This window comes from Wolbachia endosymbiont (group A) of Udea olivalis (assembly GCF_964028365.1).
In the GTDB taxonomy this organism is placed as follows: domain Bacteria; phylum Pseudomonadota; class Alphaproteobacteria; order Rickettsiales; family Anaplasmataceae; genus Wolbachia; species Wolbachia pipientis.
On sequence record NZ_OZ034773.1, the window covers coordinates 1053623 to 1072367 of the forward strand.

An 18745-nucleotide genomic window follows, 5' to 3' on the forward strand; every position below is an offset into this window, starting at 1 on the left:
AAATATGCTAGAGAAAATTAGGCAAAATATCTTTGGTCACTTTAAATACTTGCCTGCTGAAACTGAAGAACGTGCTATGTTATGTGATCTAACTAATTTTAAAAGCAGCAATGACCAACTAACTAGAATAGATCAGGTATTGAATCGAGATCAACTTGAACATTTTACCAACGTTCTTGAAACATATGATGCAACGGCACGTAGTTTTTACGATGAGGTGCGCTGTAAAATAGCAACCGTTGCAACCATGAACTCTAAAATATTTAAAGAGCCTACTAATATCTTTAAGGTAAATGTTCATGTGATTCCGCAGAATAATTCTGTTTTTTGATTCTATCTGTCCATTTATCATTTTCTATATCTTGTTTGTTGGTTGCTTTTTTTTCTTGCTCAACAATTGCCTTATCTATCTCCTTATGAATTGCATTAATCGCACCTCCTTTTTTGTATACTTCGCTTTTCCCTTCAATAATTAACTTAATAAAAGTATTTACAACAGACTGCACTTGATTATGATTAACCTGACCTTTTATCAAAGAAGGTAAAGAGCCTAATTCCATCAATACTTCTGGTGCTGTTTTATCTTGAGTGGAAAGTCCTAAATTATCTGCTATTTTACTTATTAATAACTCTCTGTGTTCTTTATTATCTTCCAATTTAGCATAATCACTCAATAGATCTATAACGGTAGATACTCTGACTTCAACAATATCATCAACATCTTCATCTTCTAGAGCAACTCCTGACCCCAATAACCTCTCTCTGAGATTTTCGCTTAAAAGATTGATAAATTCTTCATTTGCATCTGATCCTGTGGTTGATATTGTACCATCTAAATAGTTACTTTGAGCACCGAAGCCATGCTCTATTTGTATTTTTGTCTCAGGTTTAAATCCTAATTTTGCACAGAATTTCTGAAAATATTCTTTAATAATGTCAAACAAGCTCTTGCCATTATCTTTATAATTTTTTAACTCTTTAGGAATAGTAAGTGACAATTTACCATCTCTGTATGTTACAAAGTCTTCACCATTGTGAGATTCAATTGTAAATTCCAATGAACTAGACAGATTACATATCTTATCGCCATGCATAACTTGATTTTTAACAGAGAGTATTGGTAGCCTCATATCAGATCTAATTCTCACATTATTTTGGTTAGCACAATCAATGTTTATTACTTTTTTAGGATTTTCTACTATGAACGACTGTCCAAGTGCAAGTTGGGTTTGTATAAATGGAGCAGCCTCATACCCTGCTTGATTACAATTGGTAACTAGCTCTTCTAAAATAGCATCACTTGGAACTTCTGCCCCAGCGTATCTGAACATTTTTTTGAAAACTTCTTTTGCAAAGGAACGGTAATCCTTGTTTTCATCTTTCTCTGTTGGTAATAGATGGATATACCTTTGGCCAGCATTGTAAAATTCTTCAAATTCTTTCTTATATGAATCGGTTTTTTGATGATTGGCAGTTTTGGAATTTTCACAGTGATTTTTCCATAGCTCACCCAATGCATTACTTACAAGCTCTTTCTCAATATCTTCGAGTACTGAAGCAACAAAAGCTTTGCCATGATCCGTATCTATTTCTCTTGTTCCTTTTTTGTTAAATATTTCGTCATTATATATATCATCACTATTAAAAAGTTCGCTTTTGCGGTGCTTAGCTCCTTCCTTAAATGCAATAATAAGATTTTTATCTATTTCTTTTCCGTTAATAATAAAATTCATCCTTTGAAAATCTAAGAACATTGTTTCACCGGAATTCGCTAATTTATTATCTTGATCTGCTCTTAATTTACTAAAATTGAACTCTTTAGCTGTGGCCTTTAATCTAACTACTGGACTCTTATTATTTTTTCCTTTTGTCTCTTTCATAAATAACACCTTACTGTAAATATGCTGTAAGTTATATCATATAATGATGAATAATTTGGTAATATATTAAGAAAATCGACAGTATATTTCTTTATTTAAGGGGTGTAGGAAAGGCGTAGATTTCTCTTTTCATTTGTAGCGTACTGTATTAATATTTATGTATTAATTTAGAAAATAATGATGAATAACATTGTAATTATTGGTCTGCAATGGGGTGACGAAGGCAAGGGTAAAATAGTAGATTATCTTTCTGAGAATGCAGATGTAGTTGTGAGATTTCAGGGAGGAAATAATGCAGGGCACACTATAGTAGTAGATGATGAGGTTTATAAATTAAATTTACTGCCCTCTGCTGTTTTGAGGCCAGGCAAAATATCTATTATAGGAAACGGTGTTGCTCTTGATTCGCATGCTCTAGTTTCAGAAATAGAGTCATTGAAAGTTAAAGGAGTGGACATAAACTATAACAACTTGATGGTATCCGAGAGCTGTCCATTAATACTTAGCGTACATAAGGACAAGGAAAAGCTATTTGAAGATTTAAACGGAAATCACAAAATTGGTACAACAAACAAAGGGATAGGGCCATGTTATGAAGATAAAGTTGGCAGGAGAGCTATACGCCTTTGTGACTTAGAAAACGCAGATGAGCTCAACAAAAGAGTGGATACTCTTCTGAATTACCACAATGCTATCAGAAAAGGCCTTAACTACCAGGTGGTTAAAAAAGAAGAAATATTAAAGGAAATTCAAGAGATTTCAGAAAAAATTCTTCCATATAAAAAACCTGTATGGAAGATATTAAATGACTTGATGAAAGAAGGTAAGAAAATAATATTTGAAGGTGCCCAAGGCGCATTTTTAGATATCGACCACGGAACTTACCCTTTTGTTACTTCAAGTAATACCGTAGCATCGCAAGCAATAACAGGCTCAGGATTATCCTCCAATGCTTACATTATTGGTGTGGTAAAAGCTTATACAACAAGAGTGGGCAATGGTCCATTCCCTACTGAGCAAAAGAACGAAGTGGGGGACAGCTTATTTACTATAGGCAAGGAACTTGGAACAGTGAGCAATAGGAGAAGGCGTTGCGGATGGTTCGATGCAGTTTTAGTGCGCCAGGCCGTACAACTCTCTGGAGTTTCAAGCATTGTATTAACCAAATTAGATGTGCTTGATTCTTTTGATACAATTAAAATATGCACTGGTTACAAGTATAGCGGAAAAATGTATGATTATTTACCCGCATCGCATTCAATACAAGGGGAATTAGAGCCAATATATGAAGAGTTTCCTGGCTGGAAAGAAAACACTCAAGGTAAAAGGTCGATTAAAGCATTGCCTATCAATTTAATAAAATATATAGACAGGTTAGAAAAATTAATAGGTGTACCAATTCATCTAATCTCAACTAGTCCAAAGAGAGAGGATGTTATTAAGCTTAAAGATTTCTGAAAACGTCTTTGTATCTTAGAGCCTGTACGTAATCTCAAAAAAGAGATAAAGTGAGAGGATAAAGTATATAAAGTAGGATATGCGAAGTTTATAACCAAGTGACATAAGTCGAGAAAAGTTTGAGATTATTGTAGCAGATCTGGAATCTTGCAGAAAGAAGACAAAACCAAGAACACTTGATTTACATGATGTATTTTGTGGAGTGTTATACGTGTTAAAAAGTGGTTGCCAGTGGAGAATGGTATCAAAAGAGTTCCCAAAATGGCGCAATTGTTACGACTATTTTAAGAAGTGGAGTGAAAAACCAGATGCAAATAAAGAAAGTGTTCTGGAGCTGGTATTAAAAAAAAATAATTGCGACAAAACAATGGTCGGAAAAGCTTCTGCATAATTGATGCACAGAGTATAAAAAATGCAGATACTGCTGAAGCTATGATGCAGGCAAGAAGATTTCAGGGCCGTATTGCAGTAGATACGCAAGCATGCAATTTATACAACAACAGCAGAGATAACTGACCGTAGCAGTGCTGTGAGAATGGTCGAAAATGCAAAAGAAAACCTCTCGGGAGTTAAAAATGTACTGGTTGATGCAGGCTATACTGGAAAGAATTTTGTAACTCAAATAAAAACGATTATTGGTGCAACCGTTGAAGTGATCAAAAGAAATGAATTACGTTCCTTTGTTGTATTGCCCAAAAGATGGGTTGTGGAGCGATCTTTTGCTTGGTTAGAAAAATGTAGAAGATTGTGGAAAAATTGTGAGCGAAAACTCAATACTAGCCTACAAATGGTAGTTCTGGCTTTCACTGCCTTACTTCTGAAAAAATTATGAACAGGCTCTTACTAACTCTTATCTAATAAAAAAAATACTTGTGTAACTTCGAATAGTCTATTATGCAAGACAGCAGTATAAACATGTAGTAAGAAATGTATAATGAAAAATAAAAGCTCAAGTTTAACACTTGCAGTTATTTTTACACAATTAAGTAATCATAAAAGTTAGTGTAGGACGAGGTTATACAGTTTGATTTCTTTTAATATATGTTAATTGGTATAATATAAATATAGTTAAGGAGGTGTATTATGATTGGAAGTTTGGCTAAAGAAGAAAAAACAGCAGAGGCAGGAAAAACAGGTGATCAACTTGAAAAGTGTATTGGACCAACTTCACTGAATAGGGAGGTTTATTGCTCTACGCTTATCTACTATACATTAAAAGAGTTATATTCACAATTAGGTGATATCTCTTATGCTAATAAAACAAGATCAGAAAAAGAAATAATCAATTTTTATGTTCTACCTCAATTTGCACGTTTTAAAGAAATTATTGATGAAGATATAAAAAAAGATCCTTCGTTTGCAAATTCTGCTATTGTAAAGTTTTGCTCCTCAATTATAAAAAATAACAAATTACTTAAAGAATTAGAAGAAGTTAGTATTCCTGCCAAAAACTCTAGTGTAAAGGCAAGGGTAAGCTTTCAACTGAAAAATCTGAAAGAAAAGGTGTGGTTCTTAAGAGAACTAAAGGAAAAAAAGAATTTCACTTACGTGCAGGGGGCTTTTGGGGATGGGTGGAGTTTTTATGACCTAATAAACGATAGAGATTTTAAACAAACGTACATAGATAAAGCAGTAACAGAGTCTGCTAATAAGAGCTTTAAGGAAGATATAGATAAATGCATAGAGTTGGCAGAGCAGGGAAAAAAAACTGCAAGTAAATATTTTGAGAGGAAAGACGTAGAGCTTCAAGCTTATTACACAGAAACTGATAATGCTCATAGAGTTTTGAATGTTAACCTTATTAATTACAATAAAAGTGAGCCAACAAGAATTAGTGACATTTTACAGCAAGAGAAAGATATTAAAAAATTGAATATCTATTGCAATAAAAAACATGAAATATACGCTTATCAAGAAGATAAGAAAAGATATTATGAATTTAAAGAAGGCACATGTTATGAAATGACAAGCACTTGGCCTATAAAGGATGAGTTCGGGAATGTTTCAATTTGTACCATGATTATGAATGTGAGTAGCGGTCGCATAACTGAAGTACTAAAATTTAATGGTGAAGATTTTGTTTCATCGGAGGAGATCTTAGAATTGATAAAGCAAAATGATGAATTATATATTCAAAGTCTCTCCTTATATGATGCTGTACTAGAAAAGGGTAAGGCTGCTGATGTTGTGCCTACTGCTAATAACAATTTTCAAAATGAATCTATAGTGGCCTATCGCAAGGAACCAGAGGGGGAATTAGACCCTAAAGTTGATGCTGACAATAGCCTTCCTCCTTCTATTAATAGCAATGCATCAACTCAAACGGAAGTCAATTTACAACACACTGAAACTCAAACAGAAGTTGCTTCACAACAAATCGAAACTAAAACGGAAGTCAATTTACAGCACACTGGAACTCAGACAGAATTTGCTTCACAACAAATGGATGAATTGATTTTAAATAATCAGATGCTGTCCGAAAAAAACGTTGAATTGAAGCAAGAAATGTCAAATTTGAAAAAAGAAGCTGTTGAATTGAAGCAAGAAATAGAAGCAGGGTTGCAAGTGATAAATAAAAAGCACCATGAATTAATACAAGAAAATCAGCGACTACAGGAGAAACTAGAAACAACCCAAGCAGAAGCTAATCAAACAATTGTAAAGTTAGAGAAGCAGAATAGCGATTTACAAGACAGGTTTGAAAAAGAGGAGCAAAAAAACACGGAATTGCAAACTGAACTGGCACAAAAAAATGAAGAATTAGCAGGTGTGTTAAAAGAGCTACAAGGGAAAGCACAAGAACTTAAAGGTGTATATGAAGAAAAAAGAAAGCTAAAGGAAGAGCTGAAAATTGTTAATGCAGGAAAGAAGAATTTGGAAAAAGAGCTAAATCAAGCACGAGAAGATGCGGAACAGATAATGGTTGAACGACGCCAGCAGAAAGAGCGCTTGAAAGATCAGCTAAGAGAATTAGATCAGGAATATAAGGTACAAGTAGAAATTGGGCAAAAGATTAAAGAATCAGATAGGCAGGATAGCGATTTACAAGATACACTTGGAGAAGAGAGACTAAAACTCAACATTGAAGAACTAGAAAACGAGTACGAGGAATTTCCAGGAGATAAGGTGCTTACACTTGAACTCACTAAAGATGAAGATAAAGTCGAAGAGTTAAGAAACGAGCTAGAGCGTGAGAAAGAAAAGTGTAAACAATTATTAGAAGAAGAAAATGAATGGGGTGATGAATTGGTAGGAATGCTTGATGGACTGGAAGAAAAAATTCGTGCTGATGAACAAAGGAGCTTCAACAATCAATTAACGGGAGAAATTTCTAATGAGTCTGGTAATGCTCCACGACAGAAGAAAAGGTTATCCAAATCTTCAAGCGTTGATAATGAGTCTTATGTTCCACTGAGAGAGAAGACAACATTACTCAGATCTTTAAGCGTTGATAGTGGACTTGATAGCGATGAAGAAAATTGTGATAATGATTTATCTTTCAACATAAGTCCTATAAGTTCTATTGAGAAGGTGGCAGAGAGTAGAAACGTAGGTAGGGTATCATTGTGAAGATGGTTGGGGTTAAGTTGCAACTTAAGTGGGGCGCAAAAGGTCTTTTGTGTTGATAATAATTTAAAATCTATAGTAGACTAAAAAAGATTATTAAATTATAATATAACATATGATAAAAGACGAGAAATCGAAAACAATTTTTGAAGTGGAAGGGGCAGTAACTGCTTTACTACCTGCAGCAGAATTTAGAGTGAAACTGGACAATGAACATGAGATTATCTGTCATGTATCAGGGAAAGTGAGAAGAAGTAAAATACGCATCATTATAGGGGATAGGGTGTTAGTTGAGATGAGCATTTACGATAGGAATGCGAGAAAGGGTAGGATCATTAGAAGGCTTAAAGGTACAAGTGACAGAACGATCTCTAAATAATCTTATTCTTGCTTCATCATCGAAAAGGCGTATAGCTTTACTAAAACAAATAAACATTGAGCCAGGTTTAATTTTGCCAGCAGATATAGATGAAGCCCCTTTAAAAAAGGAACTTCCGAAGGATTACTCAATCCGTATGGCAAAAAGTAAAGCGGAGAAAATACAAAGCTCAAATCCAAATTACTTTGTGCTTGGTGTTGATACAGTTGTTGCTTGTGGTAGAAGGATATTGCTCAAAGCTGAAAACGTTGAGCAAGCAGAAAAATGTATCCGCTTGTTATCAGGAAGAAGGCATAGAGTATACACCAGTGTATGTCTATTAACTCCCGATCAATCTAAACAACATATCAGGACTGTGGTTACAATAGTGAAATTTAAACGTCTCAGTGAACAAGAAATTAAGTATTATTTAGCATCAGAAGAGTGGAAAAATAGGGCGGGGGGATGCAATATACAAGGCCTAGCTGGAGTGTTCGTATTGTTCTTACGCGGCTCCTACTCTTCCGTTATAGGGTTACCATTACATGAAACCTATTGTTTGCTAAGCAATTATTTTAACTTCAATTTATATTGAAATACCTTTATTAGTATCTTTTTTTTGTTGTGACTCAGCAACCTGTTTAGCCCAATCTAGTGGTCTTTTATTTCTGTTAGCTAATGCAATTCTATTGCGATCATAACCATCAGTGTGTTCTGTTAAAGTATCTCCTCTTTCTTCTTCTATTACTCCAGCTTTCAGTTGTGCTTCATCTTTCTCTAGTAATTTATATAGTTCGCTATTTTTATCTACAGTTGGATTAGTGTCATTATTTTCTCGTTCTGCCACTGTTTTTTCTAACCACTTACGTATAGGGTCATATTGTTTACCTTCTCCTATCTTTTCTAAAATGTTTTCTGAGAATGAATCTTTAGGAATATTTTCTTTAGTAGCCTGTTGTGCCGGTTCTCTTAACCCTTTATCCGGGTTTCCCAATGCTCCTTTTAACTCACTCGTATCTCCGATTTCTTTTGGTTCAATGTTTTCTAAGCTCTTCTTTAACTGTTCAGGATTTACTTGAGATTGTTCATTATTGTCATGAGTTGGAGATGAATAGCCCGAATCGTTTGCTTTTATGTCTGTTGAGCTGTCTTTTAGCAACCCAACTTCTCTCAAGCGTTTTTTAGTTTCTTCGCTAATCTGACTCTGATCAGCTGGTTTTAACCCGAGATTTTCTTGACCTAATGTATTTTTAAGTTCTTCAAATAGAGTTAGATTACTTTGTCTAATATGTTCTTCTAATTTCCTTCCTACCTGTTTTAAATCTGTTTGAGATTTACTATCACTATTAGTTGGAGATATATAGCCTGAATCACTTATACTATTTGGTGTTGAAGCAGAGACACTAACAGTTGGACCTTCCACTATTTTTACATCTGCTAAATCGTCTTTTTGCAATCCATCTTCTTTATCTTGTGACAGTTTATCAGTAGGATCAACTTGCCTTAATCCTCTATTATCCTGCTGTGATCTATCTCTGATTTCTTTAAGAAGATTTTCAGGTGGAGTTTGATCACTTTGTTCAATGTTCTCTAAGCTCTTCTTTAACTGTTCAGGATTTACTTGAGATTGTTCATTATTGTCATGAGTTGGAGATGAATAGCCCGAGTCACTTTTATTATTGAGTGCTGTAGCAGAGAGCGGCTGTTCACTTTCTTTCCACTTAGCATCACTAGCATCTTGGTTATCACTGTTATCTGGAGAAGATGAATAAGGAATTCTGTCCTTTAATGTCTCTAACGGTGATGGGTTATTTTTTCTACTTCCTGCAATTGATGCTTTTCTATCATCAACATCAATGTGCCGTAAGTTGTTTTTCTTGAAATTTCTGATGTCTTGTAACAGATCGCCTTTGCTATTTCCTTCTTGTTGCTGGGTTTTAGGTTGTTGCTGATCATTAGGTGTTTGCTCACTTCTATCTGGTTTTTGGCTTCCAGGTACAGCATGTCCAAATGTAGGATTGTCATACCGTTCATCTTCTTGCCTATTATCTTGATTGTGGCTTACAGACTTGGTGAAAGTAGAACTATCTGAAGAATCAGAAGTTGCACCTTTTTGCTGATTATTAGGTGTTTGCTCATTTTCGCGCAAGTCATCTGGTTTTTGGCTTCCAGATTTGGCTCCCCCTTGCTCATCGAAAACACCTTTTTTAGGTGGTAGTGAACTAGTTCTAGGTGGAAGTGGCGGAGGAGTTTTTTTGTTCTGAGGATTCTCCTCAAAAAGCGATTGTAGGTTATAAACTTGACCTCCCGAATTTGCTTCTCGTGCTGCTTGTCTAAGCTCACGCTTTTCTTTAGCCTCCTGAGAATTAATTTTATCATCAAAATCTTTTCCAATTCCGCTATCGTAAGACTGCCTTCTGCTGTTAGATTGTGGTCCAAAATGTGAATGGTGATCTTCTTTTTTTCGAGTTATATCAGTAGCTTGAACGCTAACATCTCTATTAACATCAATTCTTGTTGTAGTTTCAGATGATAGCTCGTTACTGTCTTTATTATGTTGCACCTCATTCACTTTTCCTTGTCCTTTCTCCCTGAATTGTATTTCATGCAAGAATAAACCACCTATTTTTACATCTCTGTTTACTTCTAACCGTTCTAGAGAAAAATCATCACCTTTAACAAGGTCTACACCGTTAGCATCAATCTTAATTTTGATCTTACATTCCTTCCCCTCCGCATACCACTTTAAAGTCATTTCATATGAACCATCAGTTACGACATAATGTCTTATTTTTTTCCCTTCTTCCTCGGCAACAAAACCATGCATTCCGCTCTTTCCATCACTATGCAATGTTGAAAATCCCGAGATTTCATTCTTCTCACAAAAATCACTGTTTAAAAATTCGCTGATTTTAAACTCTTTTTTGTTATTTCCCAGCGTAATACTTGCGTGATTACCGTATATTGAAACTCCTGCAACATCATCAACATACTCTTTCAACCTTTCTTTAACTTCACTTTCAAGGTCTTGTCCAGCTTTCTTTGTCTTGTCGCATTTCTGAAGAATAACTCCATATGCTTTATCTTTGTTTTCTTCTTCGTCCCAATTCCAGTTGGCGTGTTTTGTTAAAAACTTTACTGTGTTAAAATCAACTCTAGCATTATAAATTGGGTCGTCTTCCTTTCTTATTTTATCAAATAAAGGAAAAATTTCTTGAATGCGCTCATTATAAATGTGTTCTTGTTGTGTATCGTTAGTGCCCATATATCCCTCACTAATAACCCTCTGCCTTTAGTTCTAGCTAATACTAGCTAATATAATTATCACAAGCATTGGTTGAATTTTTATTAAGGAAGGTTGTGTTACTAATGTGATGACACAAGCTATTTTATGGTAACATCAAACGATTTAAGTTGTCATTCCAGTCTGGAATCCAGCCTTTCACGAACCCCATCAAAAATGTTGTGTTTTAACATAAGATTAGCTACTTTTATGCTCACTAACTTAGTGCCAATCAAGATTCCTGGATCCCAGTGTCTGGGCACTGGGATGACATCCTTCTTGGCGGAAATCACTCTTATATCACAACAGCTGCATAGCCTAAATTGCTTTAGCTATAGCTCTGTTTTTGCAACTTCAAATATCTGCTACTCATAGTAAACACTTCTGGATCTTGAGAGGTTAGCTTGAGTATAGCGAGTATGTTGATAAACAACAAAGCAGCAATCGAGATATCAGCAACATCCCATAGCAACCGGACTTTACCTATCGCACCAAGCGGAATGATCATGGTAAAAATTACAATCCAGATTTTAGTGTATTTATTATCCATAGACACATAGCGTATTGTCTGTTTTGAGCAAAAAAACCAAGTAAAAATAGTAGTAAAAGCAAAACAAAACATTATGGCCATAATTAAATAGTCAATATAAGGCCAATTCATTGCCTTTCTAAAAGCAAATATGCACATGTTAGTGCTCTCTAAATCAGTAATCCAAGAATCTGTGACAAACAGTACCATTGTTGTAATAAACACTATAAACGCAACTATAAAAGGCGATATTATCGTAATTAGACTCTGCTCAATAATAAATTTATTGTTATTTTTCTTAGGAACAATTGAAGAATGTACGATTCCTTCAAGGCCAAGCCCTATATCTGTTGCAAAAATACCTCGCAAAGTTCCAACTTGAATAATAGTCAACATTTCTAAAATCAAACCTAAAGATAAACCAGAGTTAAAGCTACTGGTTGTAAAAAAACTGCTTGTTATTAGTTTTAGAGAAGGAAGAATATTTTCACTAAATTTAAATAATATGATACCGCAAAGTGTGAGGTAACTTACCGTCATTATCGGTATCATAGCCGATATAAAAATTTTAATTTTTTTTAAGCTGAGAGCTGCAACAACAAAAAATATTATGGCCATTACAATGCCACCAATGACTACAGGCACATCTATCATGTTAAGTGGTATTGATAGAGAATTTACCTGAACAAGGTTACCAACTGTTATTGAAACCATTATCATAACAACTAGAAACACAATTGTAGCTTTTCTAGAGTTAAATGCATCAGCCATGTAGGCTACAGGGCCACCTATAAACCGTCCGTTCTTTTCCTTTCTGGTTTTTATACTTAGATAACAAGTGACATATTTTATCACAGAAGTGATAACAATAATTATCGCCATCCACAAAATAGAGCCCGGTCCTCCGGTTTTTAGAGCAACAGCAGTTCCTGAAATATTTCCTACTCCCAAATTTCCCCCTAAAATTGTAAACAGAGCGGCTATAGAAGAAAATTTATTTTCTCCTTTTTTAGCTCCAAGGAGTGAAAGGGCGTATGGTAATCTAAATACCTGTAGCCATTTTAGTTTAATCGATAGGTAAACACCAGCAACTAGCATGAGTAATATTGTTGGCAGTAATAAAACAAACTTTACTGTATCCATCTGTAAAAGTGAGATTTTTATTTGAGTATACAACAAAAATTGAAAATACCTAACCTATTTTCTATGTATGACTTCGTTTCCGTCATTCTAGAAACCTTTTCTTGTCATCCAAGTAGCGTGACATATAACTGTACGAACATTGTAATATGGTACAATGTTAAGACGATGTCATCCCAGTGTCTGGGCACTGGGATGACATCTTTTTTCTTGGTACAAATTACTCTTATATCTCAATGTTCGTACAGTTAGTGCGTGACACTTGTATCTTTATGATGTGAGGCATTAGAGCTAAAATACCTCACAGGGAGGGTGAAGCTGATGCGACACTAATGCCATTAAGCCAGATTTTGCTTCCCTCCCATAGAGTTAAAGACTGAACAGTATCTTTTGGAATTATATCCCGTATTACAAGGTTAGTCTAAACTCTCAGTTTATTTATAGTCTTGGAGGCAATTTTATGCAAGTAAATGCTATTTTGGGTGTGGATATTTCAAAAAAGAAATTTGATGTTTGTTTGTTAGTGGACAGTAAAAAACGACACAAAGTCTTTCAAAATAATCAAGATGGTTTTGCAAAACTTGTAGTTTGGTGCAATGGCCATGGAGCAAATCTTACTCATTTATGTCTTGAAGCAACTAGTTGGTATGGAGAAGATTTGGCTACTTTTATGCATGATTTAGGACATAATGTCAGTATAGTAAACCCAGAAAGCTTTTGGCAAAAGTGAGCTGCTCAGAAATAAGACAGATAAATCAGATGCAGCTATGATAGCTAGATTTTGTATCGCCAACAAACCTGCTCTTTGGAAGCCCATTGCACCTGAAATGAGGCATTTGAGGGCGTTGCATGCAATCGCTAAAAGATGATAAGGTGCAACAGACAAATCGCTTGGAAAACAAAAATATGCATTCCAGTTGCAAAGAAGCTATATCTAAAGTAATTTTGGCAATAGAGGAGTAAATTATTGTTCTCGAAAAAGAAATTAATGAGCATATAAATAACTATCCACATCTAAAAAATATGGTGGAAAACCTTAAGACTATAAAAGGTATAGGATATCTTACTGCTGTTGCTGTTGTCGCAGAAATGCCATCAGTTGATAACTTTGACAATGCTAAACAATTTACAGCTTTTGCTGCCAGGACATTATCAATCGGGATCGTCAGTAAGTAAGAGAAGTTGCATATGCAAAATAGGATCTGAGCGTATTCGAAAAGCTCTTTATATGCCAGCTATAGTAGTCAAAAACCATAATAATCATTTTCAAAAGTTTTGTCAGCGTCTAGCAAGTAAAGGCAAATGTCCAAAAGTCATAGTTCTTGCGTTAATGCGAAAATTAATGCATGTCTTTTTTGGTATTCTTAAAAAGAATCAACCATTTAATTGTAATTTTGTTGGATAATTTGTTTGACAGCAGAGACAGTATCTGGGATCTAAATTTTTTATGTGAAACCATTATGTTTATATACTTGTAGGCCCAAGTTCCTCACATAGTGAACAAAAAAGTAAATGAGATTCCAGTGTCACGCGCTGGAATGACACCTACCCCATGAGAACTCTATTTTTCATACCACTCATTTATAAGTTTATTGATATCAGAATCTATAAAATCCTTTAATGGTTGCCTGATTTTTATCTCAACATTTTTAGGGATGCACCTATCTTTACATATCGCATAATTTATATGGAAGTTAAGGTCAATATACCCTTGATTTAAAAATATATTCATCTTAAAGGGAAATAATACCATATCCTCATATACGTTACTTACAAACGTCTCTCTCCCTACTTTATCTTTATGTTCCTTTGGAATAGGCCAGTGAATATTTATATCTGATGCATTACCTTTGTAACTAATAGACGTGGGAAGGCCAAAATCTCCAGGATCTTTATAATATATGTGCCAGCCTGGTTCTACTGTAACCTTTATTGCACCTTTAAGAGTGAAGCTTGCTTCATTTATCTCGCCAATAAGTAAATCAAATTTTGCAATTTCCTCGTCAGCATATAGTTGAGCGCAAGAAAAAAATAAAAATAATATTAAATATATATATATTTTCATTAAGGTAAATTTCTCCTTTTATAGAGAAAGTGATTTAGATTTTAATTATTACATTTAATAGCATTATATAGATTATTTATTAATATAGCATTATCCTATAGCTAAACTGACTTACAACAATCTGAAAAACGACAAATTCGTCATTCCGCTACTTGTTAGCGGAATCTATGCCGAGATACCGCGAATGAATCCACAACTGTACGAACATTGTGATTTTGGCCCATAAGGAGGGTGTCATCCCAGTGCTTGACACTGGGATCCAGGAATTTTATTAAGTTGGCAAGCATAAAAATAGCTGTTTTTTGTTAAAATACAATGTCTTGATGATTATGGAAATGCTGGATTCCAGTGTCAAGCACTGGAATGACATCATCCTTTTTCCTGAATTCCAGTGTCAGCTACTTTCATGACATCGTTTACTATGTGCCATATTGTAATGTTCGTACAGTTGTGGAATGAATCGCGGTATGACGTGTTAGCTATAGTATAAATATACTAGGGATTATAGTTCTTTTATGCTGCCTTTTTGTTATTAGACAACCACAATATAAAGGCATGAAACGGATGCAAACAGTAGTGCATTTCTGCACCAAACGTATTACCTTTAACGAATAGTAAAATGTGAGATTTTTTGGAACTACCGTGGAGCAATTGCTCCACGGTTTCATTCTACTTAGAATCCACCCATGCCACTCATTTCTCCTGCACCCATAGGAGATGAAGCATTTTCTTTGCTTGGTACATCAACTATCATAGATTCAGTAGTTATCAGCACACTCGCAACAGATACCGCTGTTTCAAAAGCAATACGCACCACTTTTGCTGGATCAATCACACCAGCTGTAAATGCATTAGCGTAATTCATAGCCTCAACGTTGTATATAAGCTCTTTATCATTCTGCTTAATCAAATAGTCAATTATAACAGCAGATTCAAGACCAGCATTTTTGACTAACCTTCTAATTGGAGCACTGAGAACTTTCTTGATAATGTTTATGCCTATTTGTTCCTCGTCACTTGCACCTTTTAATTTGTCGAGAACAGATGAAGCATAAAGAAGCGCAACCCCACCACCTGGAACTATACCTTCTTCAATTGCAGCTCTTGTTGCATGCAGCGCATCTTCGACTCTATCTCTACGTTCTTTAACTTCCACTTCAGTTGCTCCACCAACTTTGAGCACAGCAACGCCACCTGATAATTTCGCTAAACGTTCTCTTAGCTTTTCTTTATCATAATCAGAAGTTGAAGTTTCAATTTGAGATTTAATCTGCTCGATTCTAGCTTTCACACTGTCAGAATCGCTATTTTCGCTGACAACTGTGGTATTATCTTTAGTAATTTTAACATTTTTAGCCGTACCAAGATCATCAAGCGTGAGATCTTCCATCTTGATTCCAAGTTCATCTTTTATGACGTACTTAGCACCAGTTAAAGTTGCTATGTCTTCGAGCATCTCCTTTCTTCTGTCACCAAAACCTGGAGCTTTTACTGCAGCAACTTTTAAACCACCACGCAATTTATTGATAACTAAAGTGCTTAATGCTTCACCTTCGATATCCTCTGCAATAATAACCAAAGGTTTACCAGATTTAACAATAGCTTCAAGAATAGGAAGTAAAGGTTGAATAATATTTAATTTTTTCTCTGTAATTAATAGATAAGGATTATCAAGCTCCACGATCATTTTTTCATTATTTGTAATAAAATACGGAGAGAGATAACCGCGATCAAATTGCATGCCAGTAGTCAGCTCAACTTCTAACTCTTTTGAACCTTTACTCTCTTCAACAGTTATTACACCCTCTTTTCCAACTTTTTTCACGGAATCAGCAATACTGTTACCTATATCCTTATCACCATTTGCAGATATTATTGCAACTTGTGCCACTTCGTCTATTTTCTCTAGAGAAATTGTACGAGACATTGACGTAATTTCCTTTAATATTACATCTTTTGCCTTCTGTATTCCGTTTTTAATACCAACACGATCGTTTCCAGCAGCAATTGATTTTGAAGCTTCCATTATCATGTTGCTAGTTAGTATTGAGCACGTTGTTGTACCATCACCAACTTTATCGTTACATTGAGAACAACTTTGTGCAAAGATGCTTGCTATTACAGCGTTTAATGGTTTTTCAGGCTTGATACCCTTCATCACCTTATAACCATCTTTTGTAATTTCTGGTGCTCCATAGGGCTTATTAATCCCTACTGTTTTTCCTCTAGGTCCCGCAGTTATTGCCACCGTTGAGTCTACTATTGCTGCGACTTCACGAAAGGCTTCTTGCAACTGCTCACCTGATACTACTACATTAGTCATTTTTATCACCTCTTGTTAATAAAAAATTTAGAAAACTATAATAAAATCATTCACAATGCGTCATGTTGCGCTTTGTTTAAGTTTAGTAAAATAAAGACTGCTATTTAATGACAGCAAGTATATCGGACTCTTTCATCACGATAAGCTTTTCATCATTATGTTCTATTTCTGTACCAGCCCATTGACGATAGAACACTTTATCACCAGCTTTCACAGTTAAAGTTACGCGTTCGCCACTTGAATTGCGTGAACCTTCACCAATTGCTATAACTTCACCTTTAGTAGGTTTCTTTTCAGCACTTGATGGAAGCACAATTCCACCTTGCTTTTCTTCGCTAATAGGCTTGATCAGCACGCTATCATCTAATACATTTAAACTTATACTTGACATTTGTTTTTCCTCATCAACAAATTAACTTATAAGTTTATATATATATACTCGTAAGTTAGATTTCAAGGGCTGGAGCTTGTAAAATATGCACGCCATTATAAAATATGCACGCCAAAAGCAGTTTCTAAAAGAGCCTAATGTTATATAATAAAATTTAGATTTATTTATAGAGATTTCATGAGTTATATACCATTTTTAAGTCGTGGTGTGATAGTGCTATATGGGCCTGACACTAGAGATTTTCTGCAGGGTATTATAACCAATGATATTAATAAGTTGGATAGCCAAAAAGCCATTTACTCTTTATTGCTTAGCCCTCAGGGAAAATATCTATATGATTTTTTTCTTATTGAATATGGTAAATACACCCTCTTAGAGTGCGAAAACATGCACTTGCAGCAAATAATCGAGAAACTGGATTTGCTTAAAACTTACTTGAGAGTGAAGATTAAAGACGTTAGCGCACTATATAAGGTTGGAGTTTTGTTTAATACTAAGTTGGCGGAGTGTAGTGGTAAGTCACAAGTTATTTTTCAAGATCCAAGGCACAAGCTGCTAGGAATGAGGATCATACATAAAGATGAAATAAAAGAGCCGGTTGGGGATTTTACTCAGTATGAAAAAGTTAGAATTCAAAATCTCGTTCCAGATGGAGCGAAAGATATGGTGCAGAATTCATCGTTTCCGCTGCAATTTTTAATCGATAAGGTAAACGGTATAAGCTTTAATAAGGGGTGTTATATAGGTCAGGAAGTTGTAAATCGAATGAGCAGACAAGAAATATTCAGAAGAAAACTTTACCTTGTTGAGGGGGATAACGCACTTCCAGATATTGGCACTAAAGTGACAAATGAAAACAATGAGGAAATAGGGGAACTGCGCTCTAGTGTAGACAACATTGGATTTGCATTGCTTAATACTGGAAAGAGCCATGCAAATTTATATGCAGATGGAGTTAGGTGCGTTAAGACGTTGAAGTCTTAAGGTAGCGCATATAGAAACGAAAAAACTTACTTGACACCCTTCGCCAGCGCCCTTATCATGATAGTGAAGCTATTGTATTTGCTTTCGCCAATCTGCAGATTAAAAGGTAAGGATTACTTAATGTATCGGCGTCTTATGTTCAATTTTTTGCAGTATATAGATACTGTATGTCTTTACAAAACTTCATCTACATCTAGATTTTTATCTAAATAAGCTGAACGCGCTTATAAAGCGTTACAAGACATCAAAAAATGCCAATACTCGACAGAGATAGTAAAAGACTAGCTAACTCGGGGATTCTTTGTCTTTTTTTCTGCTTGGTAAATTTCTTAAACATTTGCAGCGTAAGTTAGTTGCAATTAAAAGCGGCTGAATCTCGCTTGTCAAGCGTTTAAAACATAAAAAACGCCAATATTTTAAAGCGGATAATAACCACGGGGCTTCTTTTGCCTTTTTTTTCGTTTGGTAAATTTTTTAACGTTTATGGCTAAGCGACAGCCGTCATCCCGCTGCTTGTTAGCGGGATCTCTTGTTAGCGCCGCGGCGGTATGACGGTTCGTGGCGGCGTGACGATAAGCTCGTCATACCACTGCTTGTTAGCGGGATCTAGAGATACCGCGAATGAATCGCGGTATGACGGTTCGCAGTGGCATGACGATAAGCTCGTCATCCCGCTACTTGTTAGCGGCTAAGAGATACCGCGAATGAATCGCGGTATGACGGTTAAGTAGGGTGTCATCCCAGTGTCACGCACTGGGATGACATTA

General features: G+C 35.3%; 13 protein-coding genes and 2 pseudogenes. 9 read left to right on the forward strand and 6 right to left on the reverse strand.

Features of this window, described 5'->3' with window-relative positions; translation table 11 throughout:
- Positions 1-4 precede the first annotated feature (4 nt).
- Positions 5-331: a hypothetical protein gene (locus ABWU32_RS04895; RefSeq protein ID WP_015589103.1), complete on the forward strand. Its 327-nt coding sequence runs from the start codon at positions 5-7 to the stop codon at positions 329-331.
- Here ABWU32_RS04895 and ABWU32_RS04900 read toward each other — a convergent pair.
- On the reverse strand, positions 285-1880 hold the full coding sequence (locus ABWU32_RS04900; protein ID WP_353278429.1) for a hypothetical protein: 1596 nt from the start codon (positions 1878-1880) through the stop codon (positions 285-287). The genes ABWU32_RS04895 and ABWU32_RS04900 overlap by 47 nt on opposite strands.
- Before the next feature lie 180 nt (positions 1881-2060).
- Here ABWU32_RS04900 and ABWU32_RS04905 point away from each other — a divergent pair, with 180 nt between their 5' ends.
- The 5 genes and pseudogenes from ABWU32_RS04905 (at position 2061) to ABWU32_RS04925 (ending at position 7858) form a co-directional block, all read left to right on the forward strand.
- Entirely contained in the window at positions 2061-3338 is a 1278-nt protein-coding gene (locus ABWU32_RS04905; RefSeq protein ID WP_015589105.1) for an adenylosuccinate synthase, read from the forward strand.
- 103 nt (positions 3339-3441) lie between these two features.
- Positions 3442-4170 (forward strand): annotated as a pseudogene (locus ABWU32_RS04910) (IS5 family transposase).
- Between the two features lie 251 nt (positions 4171-4421).
- Positions 4422-6908: a hypothetical protein gene (locus tag ABWU32_RS04915; RefSeq protein WP_141456969.1), complete on the forward strand. Its 2487-nt coding sequence runs from the start codon at positions 4422-4424 to the stop codon at positions 6906-6908.
- Positions 6909-7020: 112 nt separating this feature from the next.
- Positions 7021-7284 (forward strand): translation initiation factor IF-1, encoded by a 264-nt coding sequence (infA, locus tag ABWU32_RS04920; protein WP_007550159.1) that lies wholly within the window; start codon positions 7021-7023, stop codon positions 7282-7284.
- A complete protein-coding gene (locus tag ABWU32_RS04925) occupies positions 7262-7858 on the forward strand; it encodes a Maf family nucleotide pyrophosphatase (RefSeq protein ID WP_007550161.1) in 597 nt (198 codons plus the stop codon). Before infA ends, ABWU32_RS04925 begins: the two co-directional genes overlap by 23 nt.
- Here ABWU32_RS04925 and ABWU32_RS04930 read toward each other — a convergent pair.
- Together ABWU32_RS04930 and ABWU32_RS04935 are read right to left on the reverse strand one after the other, a co-directional pair.
- On the reverse strand, positions 7850-10528 hold the full coding sequence (locus tag ABWU32_RS04930; protein WP_174516893.1) for a hypothetical protein: 2679 nt from the start codon (positions 10526-10528) through the stop codon (positions 7850-7852). The genes ABWU32_RS04925 and ABWU32_RS04930 overlap by 9 nt on opposite strands.
- A 346-nt stretch (positions 10529-10874) precedes the next feature.
- Positions 10875-12218, reverse strand: coding sequence for an alanine:cation symporter family protein (locus ABWU32_RS04935; RefSeq protein WP_265027797.1), 1344 nt, complete (start codon positions 12216-12218; stop codon positions 10875-10877).
- A gap of 457 nt (positions 12219-12675) precedes the next feature.
- Between ABWU32_RS04935 and ABWU32_RS04940 the strand changes: the two genes are divergently transcribed.
- Together ABWU32_RS04940 and ABWU32_RS04945 are read left to right on the forward strand one after the other, a co-directional pair.
- The gene (locus ABWU32_RS04940; protein ID WP_007552972.1) at positions 12676-12945 is read left to right on the forward strand and encodes an IS110 family transposase; all 270 of its coding nucleotides are present in this window, start codon (positions 12676-12678) and stop codon (positions 12943-12945) included.
- Positions 12946-13304: 359 nt separating this feature from the next.
- A pseudogene (locus tag ABWU32_RS04945) lies at positions 13305-13620 on the forward strand (transposase).
- A 156-nt stretch (positions 13621-13776) separates the two neighbouring features.
- On the opposite strand, the gene ABWU32_RS04950 reads toward ABWU32_RS04945, so the two are convergent.
- From ABWU32_RS04950 to ABWU32_RS04960, 3 genes are all read right to left on the reverse strand, one after another.
- Positions 13777-14280 (reverse strand): protein-disulfide reductase DsbD domain-containing protein, encoded by a 504-nt coding sequence (locus tag ABWU32_RS04950; RefSeq protein WP_015589109.1) that lies wholly within the window; start codon positions 14278-14280, stop codon positions 13777-13779.
- A gap of 673 nt (positions 14281-14953) precedes the next feature.
- Positions 14954-16603: a chaperonin GroEL gene (groL, locus tag ABWU32_RS04955; protein WP_141456977.1), complete on the reverse strand. Its 1650-nt coding sequence runs from the start codon at positions 16601-16603 to the stop codon at positions 14954-14956.
- Positions 16604-16703: 100 nt separating this feature from the next.
- Positions 16704-16985, reverse strand: coding sequence for a co-chaperone GroES (locus ABWU32_RS04960; RefSeq protein ID WP_173862882.1), 282 nt, complete (start codon positions 16983-16985; stop codon positions 16704-16706).
- Between the two features lie 186 nt (positions 16986-17171).
- On the opposite strand from ABWU32_RS04960, the gene ABWU32_RS04965 reads away from it, so the two are divergent.
- Positions 17172-17978, forward strand: a complete 807-nt coding sequence (locus tag ABWU32_RS04965; protein ID WP_015589111.1) for a YgfZ/GcvT domain-containing protein — start codon at positions 17172-17174, stop codon at positions 17976-17978.
- The last annotated feature ends 767 nt before the right edge of the window (positions 17979-18745 follow it).